The 13,424-nt window shown below is 60.2% G+C and carries 13 protein-coding genes, 1 tRNA gene and 2 pseudogenes; 5 read left to right on the forward strand and 11 right to left on the reverse strand.

All coding sequences use genetic code 11. The features are described from left to right. The first annotated feature begins 134 nt into the window (after positions 1-134). Both AC0KVN_RS17910 and AC0KVN_RS17915 read left to right on the forward strand, forming a co-directional pair. Positions 135-221: transfer RNA gene (locus AC0KVN_RS17910), tRNA-Leu, on the forward strand. Between the two features lie 177 nt (positions 222-398). Continuing rightward, complete coding sequence (locus tag AC0KVN_RS17915) at positions 399-1,628, forward strand: tyrosine-type recombinase/integrase (RefSeq protein ID WP_185706549.1); 1,230 nt, start codon at positions 399-401, stop codon at positions 1,626-1,628. 81 nt (positions 1,629-1,709) lie between these two features. Here the strand turns inward: AC0KVN_RS17915 and AC0KVN_RS17920 are convergent, their stop codons facing one another. From AC0KVN_RS17920 to AC0KVN_RS17955, 8 genes are read right to left on the reverse strand one after another with little or no spacing between them, the layout of a single operon-like run. Continuing rightward, positions 1,710-1,997, reverse strand: a complete 288-nt coding sequence (locus tag AC0KVN_RS17920; RefSeq protein ID WP_185706551.1) for a hypothetical protein — start codon at positions 1,995-1,997, stop codon at positions 1,710-1,712. Between the two features lie 39 nt (positions 1,998-2,036). Next, complete coding sequence (locus AC0KVN_RS17925) at positions 2,037-2,945, reverse strand: glycosyltransferase family 2 protein (protein WP_185706553.1); 909 nt, start codon at positions 2,943-2,945, stop codon at positions 2,037-2,039. Next, positions 2,945-3,526 carry a class I SAM-dependent DNA methyltransferase gene (locus AC0KVN_RS17930; RefSeq protein ID WP_185706555.1) on the reverse strand — a complete coding sequence of 194 codons (582 nt, stop codon included), beginning with the start codon at positions 3,524-3,526 and terminating at the stop codon, positions 2,945-2,947. Before AC0KVN_RS17930 ends, AC0KVN_RS17925 begins: the two co-directional genes overlap by 1 nt. Continuing rightward, positions 3,523-4,173: a PIG-L deacetylase family protein gene (locus tag AC0KVN_RS17935; protein WP_483656232.1), complete on the reverse strand. Its 651-nt coding sequence runs from the start codon at positions 4,171-4,173 to the stop codon at positions 3,523-3,525. The genes AC0KVN_RS17930 and AC0KVN_RS17935 overlap by 4 nt, the downstream gene beginning before the upstream one ends. Before the next feature lie 11 nt (positions 4,174-4,184). Then, complete coding sequence (locus AC0KVN_RS17940) at positions 4,185-5,291, reverse strand: acyl-CoA dehydrogenase family protein (protein WP_483656233.1); 1,107 nt, start codon at positions 5,289-5,291, stop codon at positions 4,185-4,187. After that, positions 5,288-6,337, reverse strand: coding sequence for a glycosyltransferase (locus AC0KVN_RS17945; protein WP_185706559.1), 1,050 nt, complete (start codon positions 6,335-6,337; stop codon positions 5,288-5,290). Before AC0KVN_RS17945 ends, AC0KVN_RS17940 begins: the two co-directional genes overlap by 4 nt. Continuing rightward, the gene (locus AC0KVN_RS17950) at positions 6,334-7,269 is read right to left on the reverse strand and encodes a glycosyltransferase family 2 protein (RefSeq protein ID WP_185706560.1); all 936 of its coding nucleotides are present in this window, start codon (positions 7,267-7,269) and stop codon (positions 6,334-6,336) included. The genes AC0KVN_RS17945 and AC0KVN_RS17950 overlap by 4 nt, the downstream gene beginning before the upstream one ends. After that, complete coding sequence (locus tag AC0KVN_RS17955; protein WP_483656234.1) at positions 7,266-8,366, reverse strand: glycosyltransferase family 4 protein; 1,101 nt, start codon at positions 8,364-8,366, stop codon at positions 7,266-7,268. The genes AC0KVN_RS17950 and AC0KVN_RS17955 overlap by 4 nt, the downstream gene beginning before the upstream one ends. A 416-nt stretch (positions 8,367-8,782) precedes the next feature. Between AC0KVN_RS17955 and AC0KVN_RS17960 the strand changes: the two are divergent. From AC0KVN_RS17960 to ligD, 3 genes and pseudogenes are all read left to right on the forward strand, one after another. Further along, positions 8,783-10,879: pseudogene (locus tag AC0KVN_RS17960) on the forward strand (catalase). A gap of 65 nt (positions 10,880-10,944) precedes the next feature. Then, positions 10,945-11,127, forward strand: coding sequence for a hypothetical protein (locus AC0KVN_RS17965; RefSeq protein WP_185706564.1), 183 nt, complete (start codon positions 10,945-10,947; stop codon positions 11,125-11,127). 198 nt (positions 11,128-11,325) lie between these two features. Further along, positions 11,326-12,486, forward strand: a pseudogene (gene ligD / locus AC0KVN_RS17970) (DNA ligase D); the annotation flags it as partial. A gap of 105 nt (positions 12,487-12,591) precedes the next feature. On the opposite strand, the gene AC0KVN_RS17975 reads toward ligD, so the two are convergent. The 3 genes from AC0KVN_RS17975 to AC0KVN_RS17985 all read right to left on the reverse strand — a co-directional run bounded on the left by AC0KVN_RS17975 (position 12,592) and on the right by AC0KVN_RS17985 (position 13,423). Further along, the gene (locus tag AC0KVN_RS17975) at positions 12,592-12,807 is read right to left on the reverse strand and encodes a hypothetical protein (RefSeq protein WP_185706566.1); all 216 of its coding nucleotides are present in this window, start codon (positions 12,805-12,807) and stop codon (positions 12,592-12,594) included. A gap of 182 nt (positions 12,808-12,989) precedes the next feature. Beyond that, the gene (locus AC0KVN_RS17980; protein WP_185706568.1) at positions 12,990-13,196 is read right to left on the reverse strand and encodes a MerR family transcriptional regulator; all 207 of its coding nucleotides are present in this window, start codon (positions 13,194-13,196) and stop codon (positions 12,990-12,992) included. Then, positions 13,193-13,423 (reverse strand): DUF2274 domain-containing protein, encoded by a 231-nt coding sequence (locus tag AC0KVN_RS17985; RefSeq protein ID WP_421122099.1) that lies wholly within the window; start codon positions 13,421-13,423, stop codon positions 13,193-13,195. The genes AC0KVN_RS17980 and AC0KVN_RS17985 overlap by 4 nt, the downstream gene beginning before the upstream one ends. Position 13,424: the final 1 nt, after the last annotated feature.

The raw sequence follows: 13,424 nt of genomic DNA on the forward strand, positions 1-13,424 counted from the left end.
ACCGGGGCACAGCATGGCCCCGGATTGCCATGTTTTGACGGCAAAAATAGCCCTTTCCCGTGAAAGTTCAAAAAAAACGCATTGCCGCGTTGACAGGTCTGGAGGCCGCCGTTAGAGGCGCACTCCTACCCCGTGCCCAGATGGCGGAATTGGTAGACGCACCAGCTTCAGGTGCTGGCGATCGCAAGGTCGTGGAGGTTCGAGTCCTCTTCTGGGCACCACTGTCGCCTCTGGATTCGTCCAGAGGCGTCCAGTAAGCGGCTGGTTTCACAGCATTTTCCGACAGAGAATCGCCAGACACCGTCCGGCGAAATCCGGCTAAGGGCAACAGCAGCGACCACAAAATGTGGTTCTTTTTGTTGCCCTCGGATCGACCCGGCCTTGCTGGGAAAACGACCATGCTGACGTACATCCAGATCAATGCCGCGAAGCCCAGAGAGAAGGCTTGGAACCTCTCCGATTCCCAAGGCCTTTATCTCGTCATCCAGCCGAACGGTTCGAAGCTATGGCGCTTCAACTATCGTTTTCTGGACAAACAGAAGAAGCTTCATCTCGGCGGCTGGCCAACAACCAGCCTCGCAGATGCGCGTGTCCGACGCGACGAAGCCAAGAAGAAGATTGCTGAAGGGATCGATCCGGCGCTTGAGAAAAAGCGCGCGAGGATCGCCGCCAAGTATGCCGCGGCAAACACTTTCGAGGCGGTGGCGGAGGAATGGCTCGTCAAATGCGAGCGAGACGGCCTCGCCCCGGTGACCGTAGACAAAATCCGCTGGCTGCTCGCCAAGGCCTACCCGGTCATCGGCAGCATTCCGATTGCCCAGATCACTCCGCACGAGGCGCTTGCGGTCCTGCGCAAGGTAGAGGCGACCGGCGCCTTTGAAAGCGCACGGCGCATGCGAAGTGTCCTTAGCCGGGTCTTCCGCTATGGCGTCGCGACGGTGCGATGCGACAAGGATGTTGCCGCCGACCTGCGTGGTGCAATCGCCTCGCCAAAGGTCAAGCATTTCGCCGCCATCACCAAGCCGTCGGAGGTCGGTGCGCTGCTACGGGCCATCGACGGATACAGCGGTCACAAGGTGACGGTGATGGCGCTGCGTTTGTCCCCACACGTGCTCCTACGTCCTGGCGAGCTAAGGCAGGCGGAGTGGGCCGATATCGACTTCGAGGAGGCCATCTGGTTTATTCCGGCGGAACGCATGAAAATGCGAAGGCCGCACCGGGTGCCGCTGTCACGGCAGGTGATCGACATGCTCCAGGAACTTCACGAGCACACGCACTGGTGGAAATATCTGTTCCCGTGCCTCGGTAAACCGCGGAAGCCGATGTCGGAAAACGCCGTCAATCAGGGCTTGCGCAATCTCGGCTACACGAGCGATCAGATGACGGCGCACGGATTCCGGGCGATGGCCGCCACTCTTCTCAACGAGAGGGGCGAATGGAACCCCGATGCGATCGAGCGGCAACTCGCGCATGTCGACACCAACCAGGTGCGACGGGCTTACGCCCGGGGCGAGTATTGGGACGAACGCGTACAGATGATGCAGAGTTGGTCGGATTATCTCGACGAACTGCGGGACGGCGGCAAGATTCTCCGCCCCACCTTCCCAACGGCCCGGCGCGCGGTCTGAATTTCGCCCGACGCGCTGGTGGTCTGAGGATCGCCAGCGTGTTCCGCAATACGAGTGCATCTTGGGAAAGAAATCATCTATTTAACGGCGTAAACGCTTGTCATTTGCCGCTACTTTCTGACGATAATGTTTGAGGGCGCCTCGCGTATTGCTCAAAGGCGTTGTTCCAAGAGCGCCGGTCATCATTTTGGTCTGTAGCTCGATCATGGCGCGAACTTTTTCCGACATCATCAATTCGGCTTCGACGCTTGCGTCAGCACCGCCCACCGCGAGCTTTGCGAGCCTCATTGTTATCACCGTTCCCGCCTCCGCACCTAGCATCCAGAAATCAAATCCGGTTCTCATCCATGCGTTGTAGCTCGTGGTCATCTACTGGCTCCTGCCTGGCGGTTGAGATTGGCATTGGCTTCAATTTGCGGTGGCCCCCCTCCCGCCATGTGCTTCTTCGGTCCTGGCATCGCCTTTTGCTCTGCTCCAACCTGCCGGTTCGACGCGGGCTGCGGCCATTTCGCAGGCTGTCGGCAAACGCAAGAGATCCAGAGCGTTCCCCTGCCAGCGCACCAGTCCGAGCCGTTCGAAGTCTGCAAGCCAGCCTTCCATAGGCCACTGATCCCAGCGCGCCTGGAACACCTGTGCATTGTGCACAATGTCAGCGACATGCTGCACGGGTGGCTCATAGCTGTCATGATATTGATGACAGGCAATCGCCTGTCCGACGAATAGCAGCTTCAACCCGGCAGCAGCAGCCCGGAAACCAAAATCAGTATCTTCGGCGCCGTAGCCGGTGAACCCCTCATCAAACCCGCCCAGCGCTGTAAATGTCGATCGACGCAGCGCGAAGGCAAGCGACCAGAAAAGCCCGGCATTCGTTTCCTCACGTACGCCTTGGGTGGGAAACGTCCGCGCGGGATGCGCCATGCCATGCTTCAGCAATTCGGCTTCCTCCCAGCATCCGCGCGCATCATAGGGACCAAGATAGCGAATATCCGCGCAAAGCAGGCTATCGTGCTCGGTGAGGGTCTCGGCCAAGAGGCCGACGCAATCACTTAGTGGAATGCAATCGACATCGAGGAACACCAGCATATCATGATTGGCCAAGGCCGCCGCGCGGTTGCGGGCGGCGGCCAATGGAAGACCGTCCGTCTCGAATCGCTCGATGCGGACGGGGAAGCTTGTCGGTCCCACCGTGATCGGATCGTCACTCATGTCGACGACTATCAACTCATCGGGTCGGCGATCGCTCCGTCGCAGGCCCTCGACGAGCTGCGCCAGATGCGCGCTCCGGTTACGGACAATGGTGAGAACGGAGACGCCCATCAGCGGCGCTTCCACAAATCGAGACGATATTTGTCTCGGCGTTCGGTGAGCTCAACGTCAAAGTCCGCAGCAAGTTCGGTCCATAAGGCTTCGACCGCCTCATCGCCGCTTTGCGGATAGTCGGTTTCTCCTGTGTAATGGACAAGGATAATCCGGCCGCCGGGAGAGACGTGATCTCGAAGCCATTCGCTTGCACGGTCGAGATCCGCCAGACCCCAATAATAGGCCACTTCGGACAACACCACGAGGTCGAAATCTTCGGCGTCAGGGGTGTCCTGCGGAAACGCCATTTGGGCGAGTGACACGCCAGGACGATCGCCGACCTGTTCCCGCGCTTTTGCCAATGCCTTTGAGCTGATGTCGACAGCAAGCAGGCTATCGCACATGGGAGCAAGGTGCCCTGTCAGAACGCCATGCGCGCAGCCTATCTCCATTGCGCGGGCATATCGTCGGTCGGCTAGAACATCATGTGTGTGGAGAAATTTGGCCGCTTCATACTTGCTCGACGCAAGATTCCATGGGTCATCGTCCGATCCGAAGATGTCATCGAAATATTGTGCGGTCAGGCTGGCACCGGTCATCGGCAATCCCTTCTCAACGTCAGAACATCTTGCGCGGGCATGCGCAGCATCTTCCGGGGAAGCCGGAAACCCTGTCCAATCACCGGCGAGAGCTGGCTACGATGGGCCAGAAGGGCATGACGCCGCTGCCCGGTGGGCATGGCTGGCGTTGCAATACGTCGCGCCCGGCGCGGTGCCTCGCTCCAGACATGATAGGCGAACAAAGCCACGGGCCGCCTCGCTTTTCGCAAGGCCGCTTCGGCCAGTCTGTATGTCGCAAGATGGTCGCAATGGGCCTCGCTCTTGTCGGAGACGGCAATGGCGTCGATCCGGTGCCAGCGCAGCAGGGCCGCAAGCCGACCGGCATCCCGCGTAAATACTCTGCTGTCGATGGGATAGGGATGAGCATCGCGCCATCCCATGCAGATCGTCGGGATTGCTTTTGCGCCTAGCCTGCCGAGCGCATTGCGGGCTTCCTTGCGCCGGGTCGCGGCGATGCGGGGCGTACCTTGAGGGTGGGAGCCCGTACCGTCCGTCAGAAAGACGATGGCTCCGAGCCGGCCTTTGGCGGCGCTGTGCGTGATCAAGGCACCCGCGCCGAGCGTCTCGTCGTCGGGATGGGGGGCAAGCACAAGCCAGCGCGCCTGCGCCCAGCGGCTGTGGGCCAATGGCTCTTCTCTCACCACAAGCGGTCGCTCTCATCCCAAATGTCGTGATCGAGAAGCATCTGGGCGGCCTCGTCACGCGCATGATCAGGTCCAGCCTGGCGCAGATAAAGGGAAAGGTCGCGGATGATCTTGTCCGCTCGTTCACCGTCAAAGGCGCTACGCGTGCCAAGGATGCGCGCAGCGGCCTCCATCACGATGAACCCGGCATTTTCGACAACCCCGCGCGTCAGCCGCGCGACGGCAACCGCATCCGCATCACCCGACGCGAAGCGCTGCGCTGCTTCATCCACCCAGAAGCCTGCGGTTCGCACCGCTACGACGGCATCGGCAAACCGTGCCCGCTGCAGCGGATCGTCGCGGACGCTATCGCGCATGGCCGACCGGATTTCCGATGCAAGCGCCTCGATGCCGCCAAGCTGCGCCGCGCAGAAGCGCCAGGCGCCTGCTGTAAAGCGGGGATCCCGGTCATAGTCGCCCGGCTTACCCAGCAGCATGAGCGGCTCGACAGCCATGTCGTCGAGGACATATCGGCCGCTCACGCTCGCACGCATTCCGCGAACACGCCAGCCCGACAGGTCCGTCCGCGCCTTTTCATTGGCGGGAACAATGACCAGGCGCCGGGCGGTGTCCTCGCAGGCCGCCGTGACGAGGGCATAATCGAGACCGCCGGCCCCGCTTGCGAACATCTTCTCGCCGATCAGCGACAGGGCCGCTTCGCCAGCGAGCCGGACACCGGGCGCCGGCTCGGTCGCCCACACACCGAACCATGCACCGCGATCCAGCACCTGCGTCAGCCACTCAAGCTGATGGGGTGTTGCGTACCAGGCGAAAAGCAACATAGCGTTGACATGGCCTTCATACAAGCGACCGATACTGAGATCGCCGCGCCCGACCTGGCGCAGGGCCTTTGCCATCGTGCGTGCGCGGGCCGCCTCGTTGTCAAAAGCACTCCCTCCACATAATTGCGGTGCGAACCGGCGATGATGACCGCTCTGGATCAGAGCTGTCAGGCTATCACTGGGAAAATTAGGTGCGGCGTCATAGCGCGCGCCAAGCATTGCAAGGCGATCGACGATGTCCGTCGAGTCAATGACTTGGTCCTGAAGATCGGGGATCACGCGATATGGCTCCTGTTTGAGACTGCCCGGGCACAGAGGTCATCGAGCCAACGCGCGACTCGTTCCGGCCCGCTTTCACTTTCAAGGCAAGCGGACCATTGCTGGTTTTGCGCGATAGCCCGACCGATCAGGCTAGGCCATTCCTGAGGCTTGGGCCACTCATGCCGCACGATGGCTCCGCCCACTGCCGCCAGCCTGTTGGCCTTCGATGCCTGCTCATCAAACGGGCGGGGTTCGGGCAGGCAAATGAATGGGCGCCGCGCCGACAGAACTGCGCTGACGACGCCATCGCCTGCAGCGCCAATGACGACCCTGGCTGCAGCAATCTGCGCGTCCGCATCATCGACCCACCCGGGCAATTCAAGATTGGGTGGCAAATCTGCGGGTACGGTGCAGGGACCGATGACGCGCCATTGCCATGCGGGCGCTGCTCGGGCTGCGGCTGCCCAGTGCTCTCCATTGGATATCGCGCCCCCGCGCCCGAGGACGACCAGCACAACGTCATCATTCGCGCTGATATTTTGGCTGGCAGATCGGACGATGCCAGGGGCGTAGAAGGTCTTCTCGCGCACCCAGCGTGGGGTTTCGTCATCGTCGAGCGCATCTTGGAAAGGAGCGAGCAGAGCGGTAGCTGCGCGAAAGGCGTCCAGATGGGCAGCATCGAGCCGGCGCCCGCTCAACCGGACATAAACGGTGGGCACCGATGCAAGCCGCGCCAGCATCGCCACCTCGGCTGAGACATCCACCACCATGAGGCGCGGACGCGCCTCGGCGATCCAGCCTGTCATCAGCGCAGTGCGCTGGCGGAGGCCTTCATGATCCAGCGGCGCATAGTGCAGGGAAGAAGGACGGTCGACATGATCGATGCCGGCGAAGCTGTCGTCGAGACGGTCGTCAGGCAAGTCGAGGAAGGGGAGGTTTCCGGTTCTGTAGGCAAGCCCGCTCCCCATAAGCATGACATTGTCCAGCGATTGACCGATTGCAATCGCGCGCTGGCGATGGCCATCGCCGTGATGATGGACATAATATCCGATCGGGCGGCTCATTGGACGGCTGATATTTCGGCTTCCGCCATGTCGGGAAGCGGCATGTCGCACGGCATAGGGGGTAGGGCACGCTCTGCTTCCAGACAGGCCGTTACGCCCATTTTAGCTCTGGTTAAAAGCCGCCAGCCTGCGCGCTTTTCCCAATGGGAGAAAGCAGGGACCATAGGAATTTCAGCACTTGCGGCGCAGTCGATCCAGCGCTGCATGTCGGCCGCCATACCACCATTGGCACGCCCTGCAGTCCGGGAGGAGGCCCGGGTCCACACCGCATTCGGGTGGACGAGCTTGCCCCCCGCCTTGATCGCCGCCTCGACCAGGGCACGATCCTCGCCGGTTGGCAGCAGCGGAACGCCGCCCGCACGGCGATAAAGGCCGACGGACAGCGCAAGGCTGGCCCCCGTATGATCACCGTGTCGGGGCGGCATGTCCCATGCGACGGGATCGATCTTGTCCTCGATCGCGCGCACGGCCTCCCAATAGGCATCGAACCGGCGGCGCAGCCTGAAGATGGCCGGGGCCATGTCCGCTTCCAGTTCGTCCAGTTCGATGCGACCGCCAATGATCCGCTCCGGCGAAAAATGTGCCAGGTTGGCCTCGATCCAATCGGCGGGAGGTCGGCAATCCGCATCCGTTGAAAGTAATAGGCCGCCGGGCGTCAGAAGATCAGCGCCCATGTCCATCGCCGCGCGGCGGGCAGATCCGGCGTGGGCAAGTTCCGGCTCGAACACGCGCTGAACGATGTGAAGCGCAAACCCGGCATTGGAGCGAAGCGTAGCTTCGACGGCTTTCGCATGTGTGGCATCGCTACTGTTGTTGACGCATATCGCGACAGCGAAGGTCTGAACGGTTTGCTGTGCCAGAGCTTCGATCAGGCGACCGATACGCTCCACCTCATTACGAGCGGGTATGCAGACGCAGACTGGAGGCCTCATGCGACGCTGGCAATAAGAGGTGCAGTCTGCGGCTCGTGGGCGACAACCGAAGCAAGCGCGATCTGACGGTACACGGCTTCATACTCATCGACCATGCGCTGCGCGTCGCAATATCGCTCCGCATGAGCTCTGCAGGCGCTGCGGCTCAGCACGGAAGCGGCCAGCGCCGCCGATGCCAGCGAAGCGACATCGTCCGGCTGCGCAAGAACGCCGCAATCTTCATTCAAGAGCGCAGGCACACCGCCGCGCGGGAACGCGGCGACGGGGGTGCCGCAAGCCAGCGCCTCAGCCACGACCAGGCCATAGGGTTCTTCCCATCGCGGAGTGCAAAGCGCGGCGATAGCCCCTCCCACCAGGCGGGCGAGTTCGCGGTGGGACAGATGCCCGACATATTCGACCTTGGCGCCCAGACGCGGCGCAATCTTTTCATCGAAATAGCTCTGGTTCGAGATGGGGCCGGCGATACGCAGCGGCAATCCTGCAAGCCGCGCCGCATCGATCGCGTAGTCCAGTCCCTTTTCCGGGACGATCCGGCCATACCAGACCAGATACTGCGTTTCGGTTGCTACAGGCTGGTACGGGAAGTGTGTCAGATCGATGCCGTTGGGAATGACATGATCGGTCCTGGCCACGTGGCTCCACATGTCGGCCGTCGCCTGCGATACGGCGACATAGGTCATCGGTCCGCGGTTGAGCCGGACACCGCTTTCCAGCCAGCAAAAGGGCGGGGTGTGGAGCGTGGTAAGGACAGGGGTATCAAGCGTCTCGACCATGCTGACGGGGAGATAGTGCAGCGAATTGTTGTGGATCACGTCAAACGATCGCGACCGCAATTCGGTCATCAGCCCGAGATACGCATGGTGTTCGCGGAAGAAGGCAACATCATTGGCTTCGGCTATGCCCGTTTCGAGAAGCGAGGTCTCATCGCAGATCGCTTCCACCCCCAGTGCGGGATCGGAGCGCGTCGAAGCAAAGAGCGTGACGTCGTGCCCGCGTTCGCGCAGTGACCGCGCCAGCATGTGGGTGTGCATCTCCAGCCCGCCTGCAAACGGCTCACTTATGGGGAACTTCAAATGGGCTATGATGGCAATGCGCATTCAACGGGCTCCCTGCGACGATGCACATGTTTCGCAATCGCCAAGCCGTTAACGCTTATATGAAGGTTTATTTCCCGGATGTAGCAGGGTTTCTCTGCAACGAGTGCAGCTTAACTTCGGTCAATATAGTGGTCGCAGACTTTCGCGGCCAATCGGAAAAAATCAGATCGCAACATGGGGTCATTTTACATACGGATGATAATAGATTAAGAAGATTGTTGACTATATGATCATTATAGTCCGCTAGTGGACGTGATTAAACATACTGTCATTTCCAAAGTATAATTTGCAACTCGCCAGCTTGCCGGTGGTCCATCACGGACAATCTCTTCCGACTCTGATTTTGAGGTGCGGACTTTTTTCGCCCTGATGCGTTGCGAGTGAACCAGATCACGATCAGCGCGAAAAGGACCGACATGGCCAGTAAGAGCGCAATCGAAAACACCACGGGAAGTGGCGGGGAAACCCATCAGCAAGCGAGCGACGATAATGTCCTGACCACCAATCAGGGCATACGGATTTCCGACAACCAGAACCAGCTCAAGGCAGGCGCGCGCGGCCCGGTCCTGCTGGAGGATTTTGTTCTGCGCGAAAAGATTTTCCATTTCGACCATGAACGCATTCCTGAACGCATCGTCCATGCCCGTGGCTCTGCGGCTCATGGCTATTTCGAGGCGACCGACGACATCTCCGACATCTGCAAGGCAGCGGTCTTTACCAAAGGCACCAAGACTCCGGTCTTTACGCGCTTCTCGACAGTCGCGGGCGGCGCAGGTTCGGTCGATACCCCGCGCGACGTGCGGGGCTTTGCGGTCAAGTTCTATACGACGGAAGGCAATTGGGATCTGGTCGGCAACAACATCCCGGTGTTCTTCATCCAGGACGCGATCAAGTTTCCCGATTTGATCCATGCCGCCAAGATGGAAGCCCAGACCGGCTATCCCCAGGCGGCGACGGCCCACGACACCTTCTGGGACTTCATCAGCCTGATGCCCGAATCCACCCACATGATCATGTGGGCGATGAGCGATCGCACCTTGCCGGCCTCGTTCGCCACGATGGAAGGCTTCGGCATCCACACGTTCCAGATGGAAAACGAAGCAGGGGACGTGACCTTCGTGAAATTCCACTGGAAGCCCAAGGCCGGTCTCCAGTCGACGATCTGGGACGAGACGGTGAAGATCGCTGGAGCCGATCCTGATCATCAGCGCCGTGATCTGTTCGAGCGGATCGACCGGGGCGACTTCCCGGAATGGGAACTGGGCATCCAGGCTTTCGACAAAGCCTTTGCCGACAGCCTCGATTTCGACGTGCTCGATTCCACCAAGATCATCCCGGAAGAAATGCTGCCGGTGCGTGTGATCGGCCGCATGGTTCTCGATCGCTATCCTGACAACTTCTTCGCCGAGACCGAGCAGGTTGCCTATTGCCCGGGCAACATCGTGCCTGGCATCGGCTTCTCCAATGACCCGTTGCTGCAAGGCCGGCTCTTCTCTTACCTCGACACCCAGAAGTCGCGGCTTGGCACGGCTAATTTCCACCAGCTTCCGGTGAACGCGCCCAAATGCCCGGTGATGAATTTCTAGCGCGACGGCCAATTTCAGATGGCGGTGCCAAAGGGGCGCACGAACTACGAGCCCAATGGCCTGTCTGAAGGCGCCGAGACGCGGCCCGGAGATGAGCCCGGCCCGCGCGAATGCCCCGTCACCGGCTATCGCAGCATCGCCGCTGCGACCGGGCCGGACGAGGAAGGCGGCAAGCTTCGTATTCGCGCCGAGAGCTTTGCCGACCATTATAGCCAGGCGAGGCTGTTTTTCCGTTCCCTCGCCGAACCGGAGCAGGCGCATCTGGCCTCAGCCCTGTTCTTCGAACTCAGCAAGGTCGGCTTGGCGCATGTGCGCACGCGAATGATGGGCAATCTTGTAAATGTCGATCCAAAGCTCGCCAAGCGCGTTGCGGACGGGCTCAATATGGAAGTTCCGGAGGCCTCACCATCGGCTGCGCCGGTCAAGGACATGGAGCCTTCGCCGGCCCTGCGCATCATCGAAGGTCCGCGGGCGCCAAAGTCGATTGAGGGGCGCACCATCGCGATCCTCATTGCCGATGGCTCTGATGCTGGCGTTGTCGACGAGCTGACCAGTCAGATCGGTGATGCCGGGGGCCGCCCGGTAATCGTCGCACCCAAAATCGGCGGCGCGAAGATGTCCGATGGGTCAGTGCTGGAAGCCGATTTCCAGCTCGCTGGCGGTCCCTCTGTGCTGTTCGATGCTATTGCCGTCATCCTGTCGGAAGACGGCTGCACGCAGCTTCTTAAAGAAGCGGCTGCCGTTCAGTTCGTGATGGATGCTTTCGGGCATCTCAAGGCGATCGGCCATACGGCAGAGGCACAGCCATTGCTCGACAAGGCTGGCGTTGAACCCGACGAAGGCGTCACCGACCTTGGTGCGACCTTCATCAAGACTGCTGCGACCCGCATCTGGGCGCGCGAACCGAAGGTCCGCATGCTGGCTTAGACATCGATTGGGAACACCTCACCTCAGCACGTGTTTTACAGCCATTCCATTTGAAGGAGAGCATCATGAGCATTGAAGGCAAAGCCAAGGAAGCTGCCGGTTTCGTCAAGGAAGAGATGAACGAACACGGCGACACCGCCGAAGCGAAGAAGAAGGCCCAGGAAGGCCGCGATCTGCGCAACGAAGGTCGCGTCGAAGACGGCAAGGCACCCAAGACGACCGAACCGGGCACCGGCGCCAAGGAATAAGTCTCTATCGAGCTTCAGGACGCCGCCCCTTACGGGGCGGCGTCTTTGTATCTGACAAAGTGGATCAGATCATCAAGATATCATCCAGCCCATCCGCATTCCCTGCCATTCCCGGAACTTCTTCCAATTGACGCAGCGCGGTGAACGCGCCGCGATCTTCACGGTAGCGCACGATCTCAAAACCATGGCCCTTGAGCTGGCCAGCTTCGCTATGCCGGGAAGGTAGGCACCGGCTTCACCGGCGACGAGATCGAGCGGCTATTGGAAATCATGGCCCCGCTCGCGCGAAAGGTGCCAACTGTCGAGGCCCCGCGTGCCACCGTGCGCGGGGCACGCTGGATCGAGCCGAAGCTTGTCGCGGAAATCGCGTATTTAGAATTCACGGACGAAGGCGTCTTGCGTCACCCCAGTTATCTGGGGCTGCGCGAGGATAAGAAGCCGGAAGCGGTGGTGATCGAGAAGGAAGCAGCGGTGGACGTCGTCACTGCTGCGCCAGCCAGCACGGTCAAGATTAGCAACCGCGACAGGGTGATTTTTCCCGAAGGCAAGCTCACCAAGGGGCAGCTGGCGGATTATTACGAAACCGTCGCGCCGATCATGCTCCCATGGGCGGGAAGCCGACCAATCAGCCTGGTCCGATGCCCGCAGGGCCGAGCGAAGAAGTGCATTTTCCAGAAGCATGACGCCGGCAGCTTTGGCGATGCAGTAAAACAAGTGGGTATCCGGGAGAAATATGGGCATCAGGAAGCCTATCTCTTCGTTGATACGCCCGCTGGCCTGCTGGCGTGCGTGCAGATGGGCACCATCGAATTCCACGGCTGGGGCGCGCGAATCGAGGACGTCGAGAAAGCGGACAGGCTTGTGTTCGACCTCGATCCTGACGAGAGCCTTGGGTTCAAGGTTGTCGTGTCGGCCGCCTTGCATGTGCGTGATCTTTTGGCCGAAATGGGCCTTACGACATTTCCGATGGTGACCGGCGGGAAAGGCGTTCATGTCATCGCGCCCCTCACGCCGTCGGCGGAGTGGCGAGTGGTGAAGGACTTTGCCAACCGCTTTGCCATGGCGCTGGAGCAGTCGGAGCCAGCCCGTTTCACCGCCGCCCTTTCAAAGGCCAAACGGACGGGACGGATCTTCATCGACTATCTGCGAAACCAGCGCGGCGCGACCGCCGTCATGCCCTATAGCGCGCGCAACCGCGAACACGCCCCGATTGCGGTCCCGGTAACCTGGGAAGAACTGCGCGATCTTGAAAAGCCCTCTTTTTGGCATATCGGCGATGCGACCCAAATGCTAAAGCGTGCATCCCTGAAAAATCTCGCGCTTTGGGGGAGGGCGGACCAATTGCTCCCCGATATCTAAAATGCGGCTCGACCAGCCCCGGCTTGGCGAAATGGGCATCAAGCGCTGCGGCATTAACTATCGGACTTCTACCTTCGTATGGTCGTGCGCAAATATTATTATGATTCAATAAGTAGCGGGCGGATCGCTCGCCGGAAAACTTTCATCGCTTGCTTCATCTTCCTTATCCCATGAACGCGGCGGGTTCGTCATATTTTCCGGTCCCGCATCACGCACATCAGGACAATCCGCTGAAGAAACAACATCGCATCGCTCTTTTGTGACATACTTGTATAAGGCAAAGCCAGCCGCGCCAACCAAAAGCGCTCGGAAGAGACCCATAATACATCTCCTTTCAGGTCGCCAAACGCTGCCAATCGGAAATAAGTTGCAGAGCGAGTTTGCAAAGCACAACAAAACGGGGGCCGTGTTCTCATCATGGAGGCACGCAGCGGCTGCATTGGCGGCAGTCGATGATCGCGGCTCTTCCGCCAAAATAGATCCTTAGCGAAAATTAACACCGCTCAATTTCCGAGTCCTCCTCGAACCTGAGTTAGAGCTTTCAAGCTTTTATACTGAACCAAGGTGGCTCTCCCGACCTTCACCGTGTCGAGGTCACCGGATTGAATGAGCTCGTATATGCGCGAACGACTGAGGCCAGTGATGCGGACAGCGGTCGAAATACGCACCGTCAGCGGCTCGATCTTCTGCTCCCAAGCCCGCTCGATCATGGTCGCCCCTTCCGCGCGCCCTCGCGCGCACGTGCGAAGTTGCGGTCGCTTTCGAGAAACGACGTCAGCATCGCCGGAATCAATTCGGTCACCGGCTCCTCACGCCCGTAGGCCTGGGCGTAAATGGCGGCATAGTCGTTGAGAGCGCTCTGCAAATCCGGGGTGATGGTAATGGCCAGCTTGACCGGCGTGCGATCGGGCAACCTTGCGAGTTTGATATCGACCATG

This window comes from Sphingobium sp. SG1, assembly GCF_057063145.1.